The 20,034-nt window shown below is 47.4% G+C and carries 6 protein-coding genes and 1 pseudogene (1 of these 7 only partly in view); 5 read left to right on the top strand and 2 right to left on the bottom strand.

The genetic code is table 11. The features are described 5' to 3' along the window. The 4 genes and pseudogenes from MMY79_RS04020 to MMY79_RS04035 all read left to right on the top strand — a co-directional run. Positions 1 to 4,738, top strand: a pseudogene (locus MMY79_RS04020) (Ig-like domain-containing protein); it begins 16,012 nt to the left of the window's first position. Continuing rightward, a complete protein-coding gene (locus tag MMY79_RS04025; RefSeq protein WP_252612184.1) occupies positions 4,693 to 14,862 on the top strand; it encodes a BapA/Bap/LapF family large adhesin in 10,170 nt (3,389 codons plus the stop codon). The pseudogene MMY79_RS04020 and the gene MMY79_RS04025 overlap by 46 nt, the downstream one beginning before the upstream one ends. 145 nt (positions 14,863 to 15,007) lie before the next feature. Next, positions 15,008 to 16,663 carry a poly alpha-glucosyltransferase gene (locus tag MMY79_RS04030; RefSeq protein WP_252612185.1) on the top strand — a complete coding sequence of 552 codons (1,656 nt, stop codon included), beginning with the start codon at positions 15,008 to 15,010 and terminating at the stop codon, positions 16,661 to 16,663. After that, the gene (locus MMY79_RS04035) at positions 16,660 to 18,390 is read left to right on the top strand and encodes a CapA family protein (RefSeq protein ID WP_252612186.1); all 1,731 of its coding nucleotides are present in this window, start codon (positions 16,660 to 16,662) and stop codon (positions 18,388 to 18,390) included. The genes MMY79_RS04030 and MMY79_RS04035 overlap by 4 nt, the downstream gene beginning before the upstream one ends. 5 nt (positions 18,391 to 18,395) lie before the next feature. On the opposite strand, the gene MMY79_RS04040 is transcribed toward MMY79_RS04035, so the two are convergent. Further along, positions 18,396 to 19,112 (bottom strand): metalloprotease, encoded by a 717-nt coding sequence (locus tag MMY79_RS04040; protein WP_252612188.1) that lies wholly within the window; start codon positions 19,110 to 19,112, stop codon positions 18,396 to 18,398. 80 nt (positions 19,113 to 19,192) lie between these two features. Here MMY79_RS04040 and MMY79_RS04045 point away from each other — a divergent pair, with 80 nt between their 5' ends. Next, the gene (locus tag MMY79_RS04045) at positions 19,193 to 19,522 is read left to right on the top strand and encodes an MGMT family protein (RefSeq protein ID WP_252613429.1); all 330 of its coding nucleotides are present in this window, start codon (positions 19,193 to 19,195) and stop codon (positions 19,520 to 19,522) included. A 73-nt stretch (positions 19,523 to 19,595) separates the two neighbouring features. Here MMY79_RS04045 and MMY79_RS04050 read toward each other — a convergent pair whose 3' ends face one another. Next, complete coding sequence (locus MMY79_RS04050; RefSeq protein ID WP_252612190.1) at positions 19,596 to 20,033, bottom strand: universal stress protein; 438 nt, start codon at positions 20,031 to 20,033, stop codon at positions 19,596 to 19,598. Position 20,034: the final 1 nt, after the last annotated feature.

Raw genomic sequence — 20,034 nt, forward strand, 5'->3', positions numbered from 1 at the left:
GCCAGATGGTACAGGCACAGCACCAAGCATTACTGTGGCTGATGGTAGCTACACTGATACCTTGGGCAACCCGGGTACAGGCGATGTACTGGATGGTACAGACGGCTTTATCGTTGACCTGATTGCACCGGTTGTGGGCTTCACAGATGCCTCTACCAATGACAGCACACCTGCGTTGAGCGGTACGATCGATGATGCTGCTGCAACTGTAGTGGTGACTGTCGATGGTATTGACTACGCTGCGACCAACAATGGTGACGGTACCTGGACCCTTGCAGACAATACACTTCCAGTGTTGGCAGATGGCCCGCACACCGTAAGCGTGACTGCAACGGATGTGGCAGGTAACGTTTCAACACCTGCGACAGGTACAGTGACGGTTGATGCAACCGCACCAACGCTTGCGATTAGCGCGGATGACCTTGCACTTGCGGCAGGCGAAACAGCGAACATCACCTTCACGTTCAGTGAAGCAGTGGCAGGCTTTGATGCAACCGATATCACCTTAGTCGGCGGTACCTTAGGTGCATTGACGACCACAGACAACATCACCTGGACAGCAGTGTTTACGCCAGATGGCACAGGCACAGCACCAAGCATTACTGTGGCTGATGGTAGCTACACCGATACAGTGGGCAACCCGGGTACAGGCGATGTACTCGATGGTACAGACGGCTTTATCGTTGACCTTGTTGCACCGGTTGTGGGCTTCACAGATGCGTCGACCAATGACACCACACCTGCATTGAGCGGTACGATCGATGATGCTGCTGCGACTGTGGTGGTGACTGTCGATGGTATTGACTACGCTGCGACCAACAATGGTGACGGTACCTGGACCCTTGCAGACAATACACTTCCAGTGTTGGCAGATGGCCCGCACACCGTAAGCGTGACTGCAACGGATGTGGCAGGTAACGTTTCAACACCAGCGACAGGTACAGTGACGGTTGATGCAACAGCACCAACGCTTGCGATTAGCGCGGATGACCTTGCACTTGCGGCAGGCGAAACAGCGAACATCACCTTCACGTTCAGTGAAGCAGTGGCAGGCTTTGATGCAACCGATATCACCTTAGTCGGCGGTACCTTAGGTGCATTGACGACCACAGACAACATCACCTGGACAGCAGTGTTTACGCCAGATGGCACAGGCACAGCACCAAGCATTACTGTGGCTGATGGTAGCTACACCGATACAGTGGGCAACCCGGGTACAGGCGATGTACTCGATGGTACAGACGGCTTTATCGTTGACCTTGTTGCACCGGTTGTGGGCTTCACAGATGCGTCGACCAATGACACCACACCTGCATTGAGCGGTACGATCGATGATGCTGCTGCGACTGTGGTGGTGACTGTCGATGGTATTGACTACGCTGCGACCAACAATGGTGACGGTACCTGGACCCTTGCAGACAATACACTTCCAGTGTTGGCAGATGGCCCGCACACCGTAAGCGTGACTGCAACGGATGTGGCAGGTAACGTTTCAACACCAGCGACAGGTACAGTGACGGTTGATGCAACCGCACCAACGCTTGCGATTAGCGCGGATGACCTTGCACTTGCGGCAGGCGAAACAGCGAACATCACCTTCACGTTCAGTGAAGCAGTGGCAGGCTTTGATGCAACCGATATCACCTTAGTCGGCGGTACCTTAGGTGCATTGACGACCACAGACAACATCACCTGGACAGCAGTGTTTACGCCAGATGGCACAGGCACAGCACCAAGCATTACTGTGGCTGATGGTAGCTACACCGATACAGTGGGCAACCCGGGTACAGGCGATGTACTCGATGGTACAGACGGCTTTATCGTTGACCTTGTTGCACCGGTTGTGGGCTTCACAGATGCGTCGACCAATGACACCACACCTGCATTGAGCGGTACGATCGATGATGCTGCTGCGACTGTGGTGGTGACTGTCGATGGTATTGACTACGCTGCGACCAACAATGGTGACGGTACCTGGACCCTTGCAGACAATACACTTCCAGTGTTGGCAGATGGCCCGCACACCGTGAGCGTGACTGCAACGGATGTGGCAGGTAACGTTTCAACACCAGCGACAGGTACAGTGACGGTTGATGCAACAGCACCAACGCTTGCGATTAGCGCGGATGACCTTGCACTTGCGGCAGGCGAAACAGCGAACATCACCTTCACGTTCAGTGAAGCAGTGGCAGGCTTTGATGCAACCGATATCACCTTAGTCGGCGGTACCTTAGGTGCATTGACGACCACAGACAACATCACCTGGACAGCAGTGTTTACGCCAGATGGCACAGGCACAGCACCAAGCATTACTGTGGCTGATGGTAGCTACACCGATACAGTGGGCAACCCGGGTACAGGCGATGTACTCGATGGTACAGACGGCTTTATCGTTGACCTTGTTGCACCGGTTGTGGGCTTCACAGATGCGTCGACCAATGACACCACACCTGCATTGAGCGGTACGATCGATGATGCTGCTGCGACTGTGGTGGTGACTGTCGATGGTATTGACTACGCTGCGACCAACAATGGTGACGGTACCTGGACCCTTGCAGACAATACACTTCCAGTGTTGGCAGATGGCCCGCACACCGTGAGCGTGACTGCAACGGATGTGGCAGGTAACGTTTCAACACCTGCGACAGGCACAGTGACGGTTGATGCAACAGCACCAACGCTTGCGATTAGCGCGGATGACCTTGCACTTGCGGCAGGCGAAACAGCGAACATCACCTTCACGTTCAGTGAAGCAGTGGCAGGCTTTGATGCAACCGATATCACCTTAGTCGGCGGTACCTTAGGTGCATTGACGACCACAGACAACATCACCTGGACAGCAGTGTTTACGCCAGATGGCACAGGCACAGCACCAAGCATTACTGTGGCTGATGGTAGCTACACCGATACAGTGGGCAACCCGGGTACAGGCGATGTACTCGATGGTACAGACGGCTTTATCGTTGACCTTGTTGCACCGGTTGTGGGCTTCACAGATGCGTCGACCAATGACACCACACCTGCATTGAGCGGTACGATCGATGATGCTGCTGCGACTGTGGTGGTGACTGTCGATGGTATTGACTACGCTGCGACCAACAATGGTGACGGTACCTGGACCCTTGCAGACAATACACTTCCAGTGTTGGCAGATGGCCCGCACACCGTAAGCGTGACTGCAACGGATGTGGCAGGTAACGTTTCAACACCAGCGACAGGTACAGTGACGGTTGATGCAACCGCACCAACGCTTGCGATTAGCGCGGATGACCTTGCACTTGCGGCAGGCGAAACAGCGAACATCACCTTCACGTTCAGTGAAGCAGTGGCAGGCTTTGATGCAACCGATATCACCTTGGTGGGCGGTACCTTAGGTGCATTGACGACCACAGACAACATCACCTGGACAGCAGTGTTTACGCCAGATGGCACAGGCACAGCACCAAGCATTACTGTGGCTGATGGTAGCTACACCGATACAGTGGGCAACCCGGGTACAGGCGATGTACTCGATGGTACAGACGGCTTTATCGTTGACCTTGTTGCACCGGTTGTGGGCTTCACAGATGCATCGACCAATGACACCACACCTGCATTGAGCGGTACGATCGATGATGCTGCTGCGACTGTGGTGGTGACTGTCGATGGTATTGACTACACTGCGACCAACAATGGTGACGGTACCTGGACACTTGCAGACAATACACTTCCAGTGTTGGCAGATGGCCCGCACACCGTGAGCGTGACTGCAACGGATGTGGCAGGTAACGTTTCAACACCTGCGACAGGTACAGTGACGGTTGATGCAACAGCACCAACGCTTGCGATTAGCGCGGATGACCTTGCACTTGCGGCAGGCGAAACAGCGAACATCACCTTCACGTTCAGTGAAGCAGTGGCAGGCTTTGATGCAACCGATATCACCTTAGTTGGCGGTACCTTAGGTGCATTGACGACCACGGACAACATCACTTGGACAGCAGTGTTTACGCCAGATGGCACAGGCACAGCACCAAGCATTACTGTGGCTGATGGTAGCTACACCGATACAGTGGGCAACCCGGGTACAGGCGATGTACTCGATGGTACAGACGGCTTTATCGTTGACCTTGTTGCACCGGTTGTGGGCTTCACAGATGCGTCGACCAATGACACCACACCTGCGTTGAGCGGTACGATCGATGATGCTGCTGCGACTGTGGTGGTGACTGTCGATGGTATTGACTACGCTGCGACCAACAATGGTGACGGTACCTGGACCCTTGCAGACAATACACTTCCAGTGTTGGCAGATGGCCCGCACACCGTGAGCGTGACTGCAACGGATGTGGCAGGTAACGTTTCAACACCAGCGACAGGTACAGTGACGGTTGATGCAACAGCACCAACGCTTGCGATTAGCGCGGATGACCTTGCACTTGCGGCAGGCGAAACAGCGAACATCACCTTCACGTTCAGTGAAGCAGTGGCAGGCTTTGATGCAACCGATATCACCTTAGTTGGCGGTACCTTAGGTGCATTGACGACCACGGACAACATCACTTGGACAGCAGTGTTTACGCCAGATGGCACAGGCACAGCACCAAGCATTACTGTGGCTGATGGTAGCTACACTGATACAGTGGGCAACCCGGGTACAGGCGATGTACTCGATGGTACAGACGGCTTTATCGTTGACCTGTTGCACCGGTTGTGGGCTTCACAGATGCCTCGACCAATGACACCACACCTGCGTTGAGCGGTACGATCGATGATGCTGCTGCGACTGTGGTGGTGACTGTCGATGGTATTGACTACGCTGCGACCAACAATGGTGACGGTACCTGGACCCTTGCAGACAATACACTTCCAGTGTTGGCAGATGGCCCGCACACCGTAAGCGTGACTGCAACGGATGTGGCAGGTAACGTTTCAACACCTGCGACAGGTACAGTGACGGTTGATGCAACAGCACCAACGCTTGCGATTAGCGCGGATGACCTTGCACTTGCGGCAGGCGAAACAGCGAACATCACCTTCACGTTCAGTGAAGCAGTGGCAGGCTTTGATGCAACCGATATCACCTTAGTGGGCGGTACCTTAGGTGCATTGACGACCACGGACAACATCACTTGGACAGCAGTGTTTACGCCAGATGGCACAGGCACAGCACCAAGCATTACTGTGGCTGATGGTAGCTACACCGATACAGTGGGCAACCCGGGTACAGGCGATGTACTCGATGGTACAGACGGCTTTATCGTTGACCTTGTTGCACCGGTTGTGGGCTTCACAGATGCGTCGACCAATGACACCACACCTGCATTGAGCGGTACGATCGATGATGCTGCTGCGACTGTGGTGGTGACTGTCGATGGTATTGACTACGCTGCGACCAACAATGGTGACGGTACCTGGACCCTTGCAGACAATACACTTCCAGTGTTGGCAGATGGCCCGCACACCGTGAGCGTGACTGCAACGGATGTGGCAGGTAACGTTTCAACACCAGCGACAGGTACAGTGACGGTTGATGCAACAGCACCAACGCTTGCGATTAGCGCGGATGACCTTGCACTTGCGGCAGGCGAAACAGCGAACATCACCTTCACGTTCAGTGAAGCAGTGGCAGGCTTTGATGCAACCGATATCACCTTAGTTGGCGGTACCTTAGGTGCATTGACGACCACGGATAACATCACTTGGACAGCCGTGTTCACGCCAGATGGCACAGGCACAGCACCAAGCATTACTGTGGCTGATGGTAGCTACACCGATACAGTGGGCAACCCGGGTACAGGCGATGTACTCGATGGTACAGACGGCTTTATCGTTGACCTTGTTGCACCGGTTGTGGGCTTCACAGATGCATCGACCAATGACACCACACCTGCGTTGAGCGGTACGATCGATGATGCTGCTGCGACTGTGGTGGTGACTGTCGATGGTATTGACTACGCTGCGACCAACAATGGTGACGGTACCTGGACGCTTGCAGACAATACACTTCCAGTGTTGGCAGATGGCCCGCACACCGTGAGCGTGACTGCAACGGATGTGGCAGGTAACGTTTCAACACCAGCGACAGGTACAGTGACGGTTGATGCAACCGCACCAACGCTTGCGATTAGCGCGGATGACCTTGCACTTGCGGCAGGCGAAACAGCGAACATCACCTTCACGTTCAGTGAAGCAGTGGCAGGCTTTGATGCAACCGATATCACCTTAGTCGGCGGTACCTTAGGTGCATTGACGACCACAGACAACATCACCTGGACAGCAGTGTTTACGCCAGATGGCACAGGCACAGCACCAAGCATTACTGTGGCTGATGGTAGCTACACCGATACAGTGGGCAACCCGGGTACAGGCGATGTACTCGATGGTACAGACGGCTTTATCGTTGACCTTGTTGCACCGGTTGTGGGCTTCACAGATGCGTCGACCAATGACACCACACCTGCATTGAGCGGTACGATCGATGATGCTGCTGCGACTGTGGTGGTGACTGTCGATGGTATTGACTACGCTGCGACCAACAATGGTGACGGTACCTGGACCCTTGCAGACAATACACTTCCAGTGTTGGCAGATGGCCCGCACACCGTAAGCGTGACTGCAACGGATGTGGCAGGTAACGTTTCAACACCTGCGACAGGCACAGTGACGGTTGATGCAACAGCACCAACGCTTGCGATTAGCGCGGATGACCTTGCACTTGCGGCAGGCGAAACAGCGAACATCACCTTCACGTTCAGTGAAGCAGTGGCAGGCTTTGATGCAACCGATATCACCTTAGTCGGCGGTACCTTAGGTGCATTGACGACCACGGACAACATCACCTGGACAGCAGTGTTTACGCCAGATGGCACAGGCACAGCACCAAGCATTACTGTGGCTGATGGTAGCTACACCGATACAGTGGGCAACCCGGGTACAGGCGATGTACTCGATGGTACAGACGGCTTTATCGTTGACCTTGTTGCACCGGTTGTGGGCTTCACAGATGCGTCGACCAATGACACCACACCTGCATTGAGCGGTACGATCGATGATGCTGCTGCGACTGTGGTGGTGACTGTCGATGGTATTGACTACGCTGCGACCAACAATGGTGACGGTACCTGGACCCTTGCAGACAATACACTTCCAGTGTTGGCAGATGGCCCGCACACCGTGAGCGTGACTGCAACGGATGTGGCAGGTAACGTTTCAACACCAGCGACAGGTACAGTGACGGTTGATGCAACCGCACCAACGCTTGCGATTAGCGCGGATGACCTTGCACTTGCGGCAGGCGAAACAGCGAACATCACCTTCACGTTCAGTGAAGCAGTGGCAGGCTTTGATGCAACCGATATCACCTTAGTCGGCGGTACCTTAGGTGCATTGACGACCACAGACAACATCACCTGGACAGCAGTGTTCACGCCAGATGGCACAGGCACAGCACCAAGCATTACTGTGGCTGATGGTAGCTACACCGATACAGTGGGCAACCCGGGTACAGGCGATGTACTCGATGGTACAGACGGCTTTATCGTTGACCTTGTTGCACCGGTTGTGGGCTTCACAGATGCGTCGACCAATGACACCACACCTGCATTGAGCGGTACGATCGATGATGCTGCTGCGACTGTGGTGGTGACTGTCGATGGTATTGACTACGCTGCGACCAACAATGGTGACGGTACCTGGACCCTTGCAGACAATACACTTCCAGTGTTGGCAGATGGCCCGCACACCGTAAGCGTGACTGCAACGGATGTGGCAGGTAACGTTTCAACACCAGCGACAGGTACAGTGACGGTTGATGCAACAGCACCAACGCTTGCGATTAGCGCGGATGACCTTGCACTTGCGGCAGGCGAAACAGCGAACATCACCTTCACGTTCAGTGAAGCAGTGGCAGGCTTTGATGCAACCGATATCACCTTAGTCGGCGGTACCTTAGGTGCATTGACGACCACAGACAACATCACCTGGACAGCAGTGTTCACGCCAGATGGCACAGGCACAGCACCAAGCATTACTGTGGCTGATGGTAGCTACACCGATACAGTGGGCAACCCGGGTACAGGCGATGTACTCGATGGTACAGACGGCTTTATCGTTGACCTTGTTGCACCGGTTGTGGGCTTCACAGATGCGTCGACCAATGACACCACACCTGCATTGAGCGGTACGATCGATGATGCTGCTGCGACTGTGGTGGTGACTGTCGATGGTATTGACTACGCTGCGACCAACAATGGTGACGGTACCTGGACCCTTGCAGACAATACACTTCCAGTGTTGGCAGATGGCCCGCACACCGTAAGCGTGACTGCAACGGATGTGGCAGGTAACGTTTCAACACCAGCGACAGGTACAGTGACGGTTGATGCAACCGCACCAACGCTTGCGATTAGCGCGGATGACCTTGCACTTGCGGCAGGCGAAACAGCGAACATCACCTTCACGTTCAGTGAAGCAGTGGCAGGCTTTGATGCAACCGATATCACCTTAGTCGGCGGTACCTTAGGTGCATTGACGACCACAGACAACATCACCTGGACAGCAGTGTTTACGCCAGATGGCACAGGCACAGCACCAAGCATTACTGTGGCTGATGGTAGCTACACCGATACAGTGGGCAACCCGGGTACAGGCGATGTACTCGATGGTACAGACGGCTTTATCGTTGACCTTGTTGCACCGGTTGTGGGCTTCACAGATGCGTCGACCAATGACACCACACCTGCATTGAGCGGTACGATCGATGATGCTGCTGCGACTGTGGTGGTGACTGTCGATGGTATTGACTACGCTGCGACCAACAATGGTGACGGTACCTGGACCCTTGCAGACAATACACTTCCAGTGTTGGCAGATGGCCCGCACACCGTAAGCGTGACTGCAACGGATGTGGCAGGTAACGTTTCAACACCAGCGACAGGTACAGTGACGGTTGATGCAACCGCACCAACGCTTGCGATTAGCGCGGATGACCTTGCACTTGCGGCAGGCGAAACAGCGAACATCACCTTCACGTTCAGTGAAGCAGTGGCAGGCTTTGATGCAACCGATATCACCTTGGTGGGCGGTACCTTAGGTGCATTGACGACCACAGACAACATCACCTGGACAGCAGTGTTTACGCCAGATGGCACAGGCACAGCACCAAGCATTACTGTGGCTGATGGTAGCTACACCGATACAGTGGGCAACCCGGGTACAGGCGATGTACTCGATGGTACAGACGGCTTTGTTGTAGACATCGTTCCTCCAACACTTGCAATTACGGCTGATGATCTAGCTCTTGCAGCCGGTGAAACAGCGAACATCACCTTCACGTTCAGTGAAGCAGTGGCAGGCTTTGATGCAACCGATATCACCTTAGTGGGTGGTACCTTAGGTGCATTGACGACCACGGATAACATCACTTGGACAGCAGTGTTCACGCCAGATGGTACAGGCACAGCACCAAGCATTACCGTGGCTGATAATACCTACACAGATATTGCAGGTAACTTGGGTACAGGTGACGTGCTTGATGGTACTGATGGTTTCGTTGTAGATGTTGTACCACCAACGCTTGCGATTACAGCAGATGACCTTGCACTTGCAGCTGGTGAAACAGCGAATATTAGCTTCACATTCAGTGAGGCAGTGGCAGGCTTTGATGCAACAGATATTACCCTGGTTGGCGGTACATTAGGTGCATTGACGACAACGGACAACATCACCTGGACTGCAGTGTTCACGCCAGATGGTACAGGCACAGCACCAAGCATTACCGTGGCTGATAATACTTACACAGATATTGCTGGTAACCTGGGTACAGGTGATGTACTCGATGGTACAGATGGTTTTGTTGTAGACATTGTTCCACCGACGCTTGCGATTAGTGCAACAGACCTGAATCTGGCTCTTGGTGAAAGTACCACAGTAACCTTCACGTTCAGTGAAGCAGTAACTGGCTTTGATGCAACCGATGTGACCTTGGCAGGTGGTACGCTTACTGGCTTAATCACAGCAGATGGCGGCGTAACTTGGACAGCGACCTTCACTCAAGATGGCAGTGCAACAGCACCGAGCATTAGTGTGGCGGATAATACCTATACGGATCTTGCAGGTAACTTAGGTACTGGTGCGAACCTTGCTGGCTTGACTTCAGATCTAGTAGCACCGACGCTTGCGATTAGTGCAACTGACTTGAATCTGGCTCTTGGTGAAAGCACCACAGTAACCTTCACGTTCAGTGAAGCAGTGACTGGCTTTGATGCAACAGATGTGACCTTGGCAGGTGGTACGCTTAGTGGCTTGACCACAGCAGATGGTGGTGTGACCTGGACAGCGACCTTCACTCAAGATGGCAGTGCGACAGCACCGAGCATCAGTGTGGCGGATAACACCTATACGGATCTTGCAGGTAACCTTGGTACTGGCGCGAACCTTGCTGGCTTGACTTCAGATCTAGTAGCACCGACGCTTGCGATTAGTGCAACTGACCTGAATCTGGCTCTTGGTGAAAGCACCACAGTAACCTTCACGTTCAGTGAAGCAGTAACTGGCTTTGATGCAACCGATGTGACCTTGGCAGGTGGTACGCTTAGTGGCTTGACCACAGCAGATGGTGGTGTAACCTGGACAGCGACCTTCACTCAAGATGGCAGTGCGACAGCACCGAGCATCAGTGTGGCGGATAACACCTATACGGATCTTGCAGGTAACTTAGGTACTGGCGCGAACCTTGCTGGCTTGACTTCAGATCTAGTAGCACCGACGCTTGCGATCAGTGCAACTGACCTGAATCTGGCTCTTGGTGAAAGCACCACAGTAACCTTCACGTTCAGTGAAGCAGTGACTGGCTTTGATGCAACAGATGTGACCTTGGCAGGTGGTACGCTTAGTGGCTTAACCACAGCAGATGGTGGTGTAACTTGGACAGCAACCTTCACTCAAGATGGCAGTGCGACAGCACCGAGCATCAGTGTGGCGGATAACACCTATACGGATCTTGCAGGTAACCTTGGTACTGGCGCGAACCTTGCTGGCTTGACTTCAGATCTAGTAGCACCGACGCTTGCGATCAGTGCAACTGACCTGAATCTGGCTCTTGGTGAAAGCACTACAGTAACCTTCACGTTCAGTGAAGCAGTGACTGGCTTTGATGCAACCGATGTGACCTTGGCAGGTGGTACGCTTACTGGCTTGACCACAGCAGATGGAGGTGTGACCTGGACAGCGACCTTCACTCAAGATGGCAGTGCGACAGCACCGAGCATCAGTGTGGCGGATAACACCTATACGGATCTTGCAGGTAACTTAGGTACTGGCGCGAACCTTGCTGGTTTGACTTCAGATGTGGTGGCACCGACGCTTGCGATCAGTGCAACTGACCTGAATCTGGCTCTTGGTGAAAGCACCACAGTAACCTTCACGTTCAGTGAAGCAGTAACTGGCTTTGATGCAACCGATGTGACCTTGGCAGGTGGTACGCTTACTGGCTTAACCACAGCAGATGGTGGTGTGACCTGGACAGCGACCTTCACTCAAGATGGCAGTGCGACAGCACCGAGCATCAGTGTGGCGGATAACACCTATACGGATCTTGCAGGTAACCTTGGTACTGGCGCGAACCTTGCTGGCTTGACTTCAGATCTAGTAGCACCGACGCTTGCGATCAGTGCAACTGACCTGAATCTGGCTCTTGGTGAAAGCACCACAGTAACCTTCACGTTCAGTGAAGCAGTAACTGGCTTTGATGCAACCGATGTGACCTTGGCAGGTGGTACGCTTACTGGCTTGACCACAGCAGATGGTGGTGTGACCTGGACAGCGACCTTCACTCAAGATGGCAGTGCGACAGCACCGAGCATCAGTGTGGCGGATAACACCTATACGGATCTTGCAGGTAACCTTGGTACTGGCGCGAACCTTGCTGGCTTGACTTCAGATCTAGTAGCACCGACGCTTGCGATCAGTGCAACTGACCTGAATCTGGCTCTTGGTGAAAGCACCACAGTAACCTTCACGTTCAGTGAAGCAGTAACTGGCTTTGATGCAACCGATGTGACCTTGGCAGGTGGTACGCTTACTGGCTTGACCACAGCAGATGGTGGTGTGACCTGGACAGCGACCTTCACTCAAGATGGCAGTGCGACAGCACCGAGCATCAGTGTGGCGGATAACACCTATACGGATCTTGCAGGTAACCTTGGTACTGGCGCGAACCTTGCTGGCTTGACTTCAGATCTAGTAGCACCGACGCTTGCGATCAGTGCAACTGACCTGAATCTGGCTCTTGGTGAAAGCACCACAGTAACCTTCACGTTCAGTGAAGCAGTAACTGGCTTTGATGCAACCGATGTAAGCTTGGCAGGTGGTACGCTTACTGGCTTGGCAACTACCGATGGTGGTGTGACCTGGACAGCGACCTTCACTCAAGATGGCAGTGCGACAGCACCGAGTATCACTGTTGCAAATAATACTTATAGTGACCTTGCAGGTAACTTAGGTACTGGTGCGGCATTGGCTGGTTTAGTGGCAGATATTGTTGCACCAACACTTGCGATCAGTGCCAGCGACCTCAACCTGTCTTTAGGTGAAAGCACCACAGTAACCTTCACGTTCAGCGAAGCAGTGACTGGCTTTGATGCAACAGATGTGACCTTGGCAGGTGGTACGCTTACTGGCTTGACCACAGCGGATGGTGGTGTAACCTGGACAGCAACCTTCACTCAAGATGGCAGTGCAATAGCACCTAGCCTGAGTGTTGCAAATAACACTTATACTGACCTTGCAGGTAACTTAGGTACAGGTGCCAACCTAGCTGGTCTTGTTCTTGTGCCAACAATTACTGCACATGACAATGTAGATAGTGTGGCAATTGATATTGTTCCATTAACTACAACGGGTATTAATGCTGGTTCTGCAACCTATCTAGCATTGATAGGCGTAACCGAGGGTCTCAACGTATCGCTTCTAGGTACCCCAAGTGTGAGCTTCAGTATTGCTGCTGGACATACTTCAGATGCAACGATTAGCTATGGTGCTTTACTAAGTTTATCTTTGCTTAACGACTACAAAATTGTCTTACAAAAACAAGCACCAGATGGTTCGTGGCAGAATGTTGCAGGTGATGCTAGTACGGGATTAATTAACGTCGGAATACTCGGTGGTAATGGATTCGGTGCGACTATCACAGACTTGGCAAGTGGTTCTTATAGAGCGTTTATGGTCTATACCGGTGTGGGTGTAGGATTGTTAGGAACAATGAGTGTAGTTCGTGATGACTATAATCACACAGTAGTACCTACATATAGTGCAGCAACAGTGAGCGGTAATGTGCTTACTGATGATGATTCAACTATATATGGTTCTTCATATGTGCCAGATACAATTACTGGAACTACTGTAGTATCTACAGTGATTGGTGAACAAGTAGGTGCGATATTAACACCTATCGGTTCTTCAACATTAGTAACCGGTGCTTATGGAACACTTACCATCTCTGCAAATGGTTCATATAGCTATACACCAATTGCTAATGCTGCAAACATTGGCAAAGTAGATAGCTTCACTTACACCATTACTGATCCTGTATCAGGTGGTACTAGTACAGCGGTATTGCACATACAGATTGGATCACCTGATGTCAGCATTACTTGGAATACTGCTAGTCCTGGAACGGATGGTACGACCCAAATCGTTGCCAATGCAGACCAAGCTGTTGCAACGGTTGACTTTAGCAACTCAACTGATACACCTGTTGATGTTGCGAGTCCGAACATATCAATCAACTTGATTGGTTCGACTTCTGTAATTTCTAATACTTTCACCGTTGGGGCTGGAGAATTAGTAGATGTACAGGTAGCAGCAACTTATGCTAACCAACCATTGTTAAGTGCACTACCAACAGTGAGCTATGTAGTTCAGCAATTTGTTGGTGGAGTGTGGGTTGATACTACTTATACTGGTTCAGCGACAGCACTTGCGAGTGTAGGTGGTATTAGTCTCGGAACGGTAGCTTTCCAAGATTCTGTTCTGCACTTAGAAGCAGGTACATACCGTGTTCAATATACGTTGACAGCGATAACACTTGGTGTAACCACGTTGGATACCCAAGTAACGACTACTACAACGCACTTGAACAATTACTCATCTGATTGGATTCATGGAAACATTGTTCATGGTGACACAATAGGTGGGGTTGCAGATACTGGTATCTTTACTGCTGATGGTGTCAAACTCTATGTTGAAACGAGCCCTGGTGTGTATGTTGAGGCTACTGGACAATCTATCACTACTGCGAATGGTACATTTGTGATCAATTCGAATGGTGATTATGATTACCGTGCCAATACGTCATCGTTAACATTAACGAATCCAACCGATACCATTAACTATAAGTTAGTGGCAGCGAATGGCGACGAGTCTTTATCATCATTGACGGTTAACCTGACTACTTCTGATTACAATACTCATGTAATTAGCACATCAGCGAATGACACGTTTGATACGGACTCTGGCACGATTGGAGCTGGTTCAGATACTCTCATTTATCATGTGTTAAACAACGTTGCTATAGGTAATGGTGGTAATACAGGTGGTAATGGCGTAGATACTTGGACTAACTTCCATGTGGGTAATGTTGCTACAGACCAGCAAGCTGATCTGATTGATATCAGAGGATTACTCGATGGAGCTCAAACAGACCTTACTATTGGACAATATATCAATGTCGTTGTAAGCGGTGGTAATACAACAATTCAAATTGACCGTGATGGGTTAACTGGGGTGATTCTACCTTCAAATAACTTTACGAATCTGTTGGTTTTACAAGGTGTTACTACTACTGAGGCAGAGTTACTCGCTAATGGTCAAATTATCTATTAATAGATAATTAACCAAATAAAAAAAAGAGCCTTCGGGCTCTTTTTTTATGTTTAAACAATACGTTAATCTAGCTTTTAGCTTGTCCGTGCTATGATGTATCGAAAATTTTATAGAACAACAATTAACGAATAGGGACTAAATTCGAGTGACGGCATTTTTAAACTTCCAAAGACAACTGAACCTTTGGTTAGAGCAAGTTGTTCAGCACGTTCCGAGTCTTAAACAGGATATTATTTTATTTTTATCTTATGGTCCTAAAGACCAAAGATGTGGTGTCTGGCACAGTGAGAAAACAAATTTAGAGCAGGCTAAAAAACAACTATTAGATTTTATTAATGACCAGTTTACACAGCAACCACTTGCTGATTATATAAAAATTGATGTGGCATATAACTTAACGAAACAAGTTTGGAAAGAAGTAGAGCAGCAGGTCCATCATCAATTTCACAATAACCACTACCGTAAAGGCATTGGATTTGGTGAACACTGTTCAGTGGCTTTTCTCGAACAAGAGATTTATGGAAAAGCAATTATTCGAGGTTTGAGCTATGACAAACCCAACTTTTTTGATGAAACAAACCTGAATTATGCAATTAAGCAAAAATATAACGCTCCAAAACCACAGATTAAATTACAAGAGCTGCAAGACATTTGGACTTTTGATACCTACGCAGCATTTTATGAAAATGGCCAGTTTATTAATTTAGCTAGTCGCTATGATGTGAACGGAATTAGAGGCATTACAAGCAATAAAAAACAGCATTTTCAGCATCTAATTGAACAAAATTCGGCATTTCTGCATGACCAGATTCAAGAAAATGGCAAATTTATTTATGGCTATTTTTCTGCCTATGATCGTGACATTCGGAACTACAATACGGTACGTCACTGTACCTCAGTGTATGCTTTGCTAGAAACATTTGAAGTGCAGAGCAAGCCTGAATATTGGCCCAAAATACTTGCTGCTATTCACTATGCACTGACCAACTTTTATAAAGAAAAAGACTCAGAAACAGCCTTTATGATTGATGGTAAAGAAGGGGAGTCCGAAATCAAATTAGGTGCCAATGCCGCTGCCATTTTAATGTTAACTAAATATCAAGAAATTACTCAGAAAAGTGATTATCAAAAATATGCAGAGAAACTCGCAAATGGTATTTTAAAATTAATAGATTCAAATGGCTCAACAACTCATGTATTAAATTATCCAGATTATGATTTAAAAGAAAAATTTAGAATTATTTATTATGATGGTGAAGCTGCTTTAGCATTATTGCGTTTATATCAAATTAACCAAGATTATAGATTATTAGAAACCGTTAAGTTAATGTTTGAATGTTTTATTGAGAAGAGATATGAAAAATATCATGATCATTGGTTAAGTTATTGTACAAATGAACTCACTAAAATATGCCCTGAAGATAAATATTTTATTTTTGGTTTAAATAATTATTTAAAACATTTTATTTTTATTAAAAATCGAAAAACAACATATGCAACTTTATTAGAAATGCTAATGGCTGCCTATAAAATGGTAAACCGTTTAAAAGAGCAGGGGCGTACAGCACTTTTTGAGCAGGCGTATATGCCTGAGCTTCAAAAGCTAATTGAGTTTCGAGCTGATTTTCAAACTACAGGATTTTTTTATCCAGAAATGGCGATGTATATGGCTCGGCCAGATAAAATTTTACATGCATTTTATATTCGTCATGACCGTTTTCGAGTAAGGATTGATGACCAAGAACATAACTTATCGGGTTACATCGCCTACGTAAAAGATTACAAAGGTGACGAGCCATGAAGTATCAACCCGTTGAAATCAAGTTATTAGCACATATCGATACGACAAGTTTCGATGAAGCTTTATGGCAATTCGAATTTGACGATGATATTTCAACACTACTGCTAATCGACTACGCATTAGAGCAATTTCAGCAAAAAAATGTACAAGCTCAAGATGACTATGTTGTCCCTGAACACCTATCTGAGCAATTAGGTCAGCAAAATCTAGGCTTAAAACCCTCGGAACATTACACCTTCATTGAACTATTGCAGTTGCTAATTTTCACCCAAGCAGCAGATGTGAAGAATGCTTTAAGCAATATGCTCTGTGGTACACATGAGCAAGCCCATTTAATTTTGTCAAAAAGAGCTGCTACCTATAATCTAAATTTAAAAAAAGAAAGTACACAAAACCAGTTAAAACATTTGTTTTTATTAGTTAAAAATATTTATACCTATCCGGCTGAAATCAGAAAAATATTCTTTATAAAAGAGCTGAATTTTAAAGGAAAGTCTTATCTTCCTCATACCTCCTTAATGGCACAGAATGTAATAGAGGTCTTATATCTTTCTAATTCATTTAGAAAAATTTATTTGACGTTCTTTGAGGAAAACCAGACTATCGGTTTCTTTTCTTTTTTAGATGATATTCATCGTGCTGAGCACTTAATTCCTTATTATCATGGTTTTCAAGCACAGACTGTAAGCCCTAAAGTTTGCTTAGCTCCAAGTGGAATTATCAATATTTTAGGAGATACCTACTTTGGGGAAATTTACACCGAAAAACGTAAGGCTAGAGGGCAAACAGATGCTCTACAACAATATGGATATGGCTATTCATTTGAGAAAATAAAAGCTTTTTTAGGTGAAAATGACGTAAATATCGCTAACTTTGAAGCGGTATTCTCTTTAGAAAATCAATCTCCTTTAGTACATAAAAAGCCATTTATTCTTAAAGCTAAGGCTGAAAAAACATTAGCAGAGTTCAAAAATATTCACCTTAACCATGTTGTACTTGCAAATAACCATTTAAAAGACTATGGCGATAATGGGTTAATTTATACATTACAACAATTTGATCGGGCCAATATTTCTTATATTGGTGCAGGCTCAAATCAAAAAGATGCTCATAACTATTTTGAAATCACTTTTAATAACAAGCATTACGCTATTTTTAACGGCTATTGGCACAGAGATACAGCTTATCTAGATTATGATTTTTATGCCTTGGGCTATAAGAGTGGAGTTGCATGTCTAAATGGAGTTTTGCTTGATCAAATTGCTCGCTATAAACTGAATCACCCTGAGCACAAAATTATTGTTATTTGTCATTGGGGCATCGATTTTAAGCCAATTACAAAAGAGCAAAACAAGCTTGCTGATATTCTGACTCAAGCTGGTGCTGATCTTATTGTCGGTCATGGAGCTCATACCATCCAACCGATTAAAGTGATTAATCAGAAGCCTGTAATATTTGGTATTGGCAATGCAGTTTTTAATAGCAATGGTGAATATACAGAGCAAAATGCTTTGCCGTATGGATGTATTGCTCGGCTAGATTTGTCAAAAGATTGCCTACGTTTATATCCGATCTACACCAATAATTTGAAAACATTTTGGCAACCGTACTCAGTCAATGAGGAAGACTTTTCAAAGGCTAGCAATTATATGACTTCATTACTGGCCCCAGAAAATTATTACGCAGCACAAGATGATTTAGGTTTTTATCTCGAAATGAGTTTTTAAAATCTTTATGGATAACGTTGGTAATTTTCTAAAATTGTTTGAAGTTGGATTGGTGTAAAACCTAAATTTCTAAGTCCACCGCTGCCACGTTTACATTCAGCACTCGCCATGATGTTAGTTGGCGTGCGTTTTGTAGCATTCGGTGCACAAACGTGTTTGAGCCCAAACACATGTCCCATTTCATGTACGCTACCAGCCTGAATATTATAATTTAGGCGATTCCAGTCTAATAAAACAAAAGGTTTACCATTATTACGAAATGCTCTACTTGTTACATCTTCAAATTTCCATTTGGTCGAATACGCATCATAAATAAAAACGATGACTTCCTTGCTGGCCGTCCGTTTAGGAAAACAGGTGTTTACACTGGCAGGAATAGTTTCAGTAGAGATCGGGTAGGGCTGATTGATCTGTTGTTTTAAATCGCAATGTAATTTTGAAAACTCTTCGTAAGAGATATAACGGTGTAATTTGAACTTAAAAATCTTATTATTTTTATCATCTACATAATATTTATTTAATATTTTGATTTCTTTACGCATCTGCTGGTGATTATCAAACTTTGTAGCTTCTGGAGAGTTAGTGGTAAAAACGAAAGTGACAGGAACGACAGGACGGCTACCTGTAGATACTTTGGGTGCTTCTCCTGAAGGAATAGGAGGGCGAGTCGTACAAGAAGCGCAAAGTAAAGTCCCAGTAACTACTAATAATGTTTTTTTCATGCAGATTTCCCTCAAGCCACCTTGGATTGCATTTAGTTTTAGTCAAATTTTTTTATATGATATAAATTATGTCAATTTTTCTGGAGTCCATTTTGATAACTCAGTATGAACTACATCGGCAGATTTTAGAAGTCATTGCTTTGATTCCTTACGGAAAAGTCGCAACTTATGGGCAAGTGGCTCGTATGGCAGGGTTACCTAAACATGCCAGATTAGTGGGCTATGTTTTGAAACATCTTGAAGCGGATCATCAAGTCCCTTGGTATCGAGTTATTAATTCTCAAGGAAAAATTAGCCTAAGTAAATTTAATGAAAAGGGTGAAAATGTTCAACAGTTAAAGCTAGAAGCAGAAGGAATCTATTTATTAAATGGCAAAGTAAACTTAAAGCAATTTGCTTGGCAGCCTTAAAGGATCTAAAAAGACTATTTTTTTAAAATCATTGCCTAAATTATTAGAATTAACAAAATAGGCAAGATGGAAATTATCGAACAATTAAAACAGGAATATGACTTTCGCCTAAGACTTTTTGTGCAACACTACCAAGTACAAGTTTTCGGACCCCTGTACGGCCATGAGAACCCATAACAATCAGATCTGCATTTAAGTCTTGAGCAGCCTGAATAATCTCTTCATGTACAACAAAACCTTCAAGTAGTTTGGTTTCGACAGTAATGCCTTGATTGGCAAATTCTTGTTTTGCGTGTTCTAAAATATCGAGTAAATAGGTTCGTGTGCGTTCAATTAACTCATTCGTTTGACCAGTTTTTACATAGGCGTCAGCAATAAACGGATCAAGAGCCATAACTTGCACAACCGTAATTTTGCTATTTAACGCTTTACCCAGTTTGATTGCCTCTTTCATGGCAATAATAGAAGTTTCAGAACCGTCAATTGGTACAAGAATATGCTGATATAACATG

Source organism: Acinetobacter sp. XS-4, from assembly GCF_023920705.1.
Classification (GTDB): domain Bacteria; phylum Pseudomonadota; class Gammaproteobacteria; order Pseudomonadales; family Moraxellaceae; genus Acinetobacter.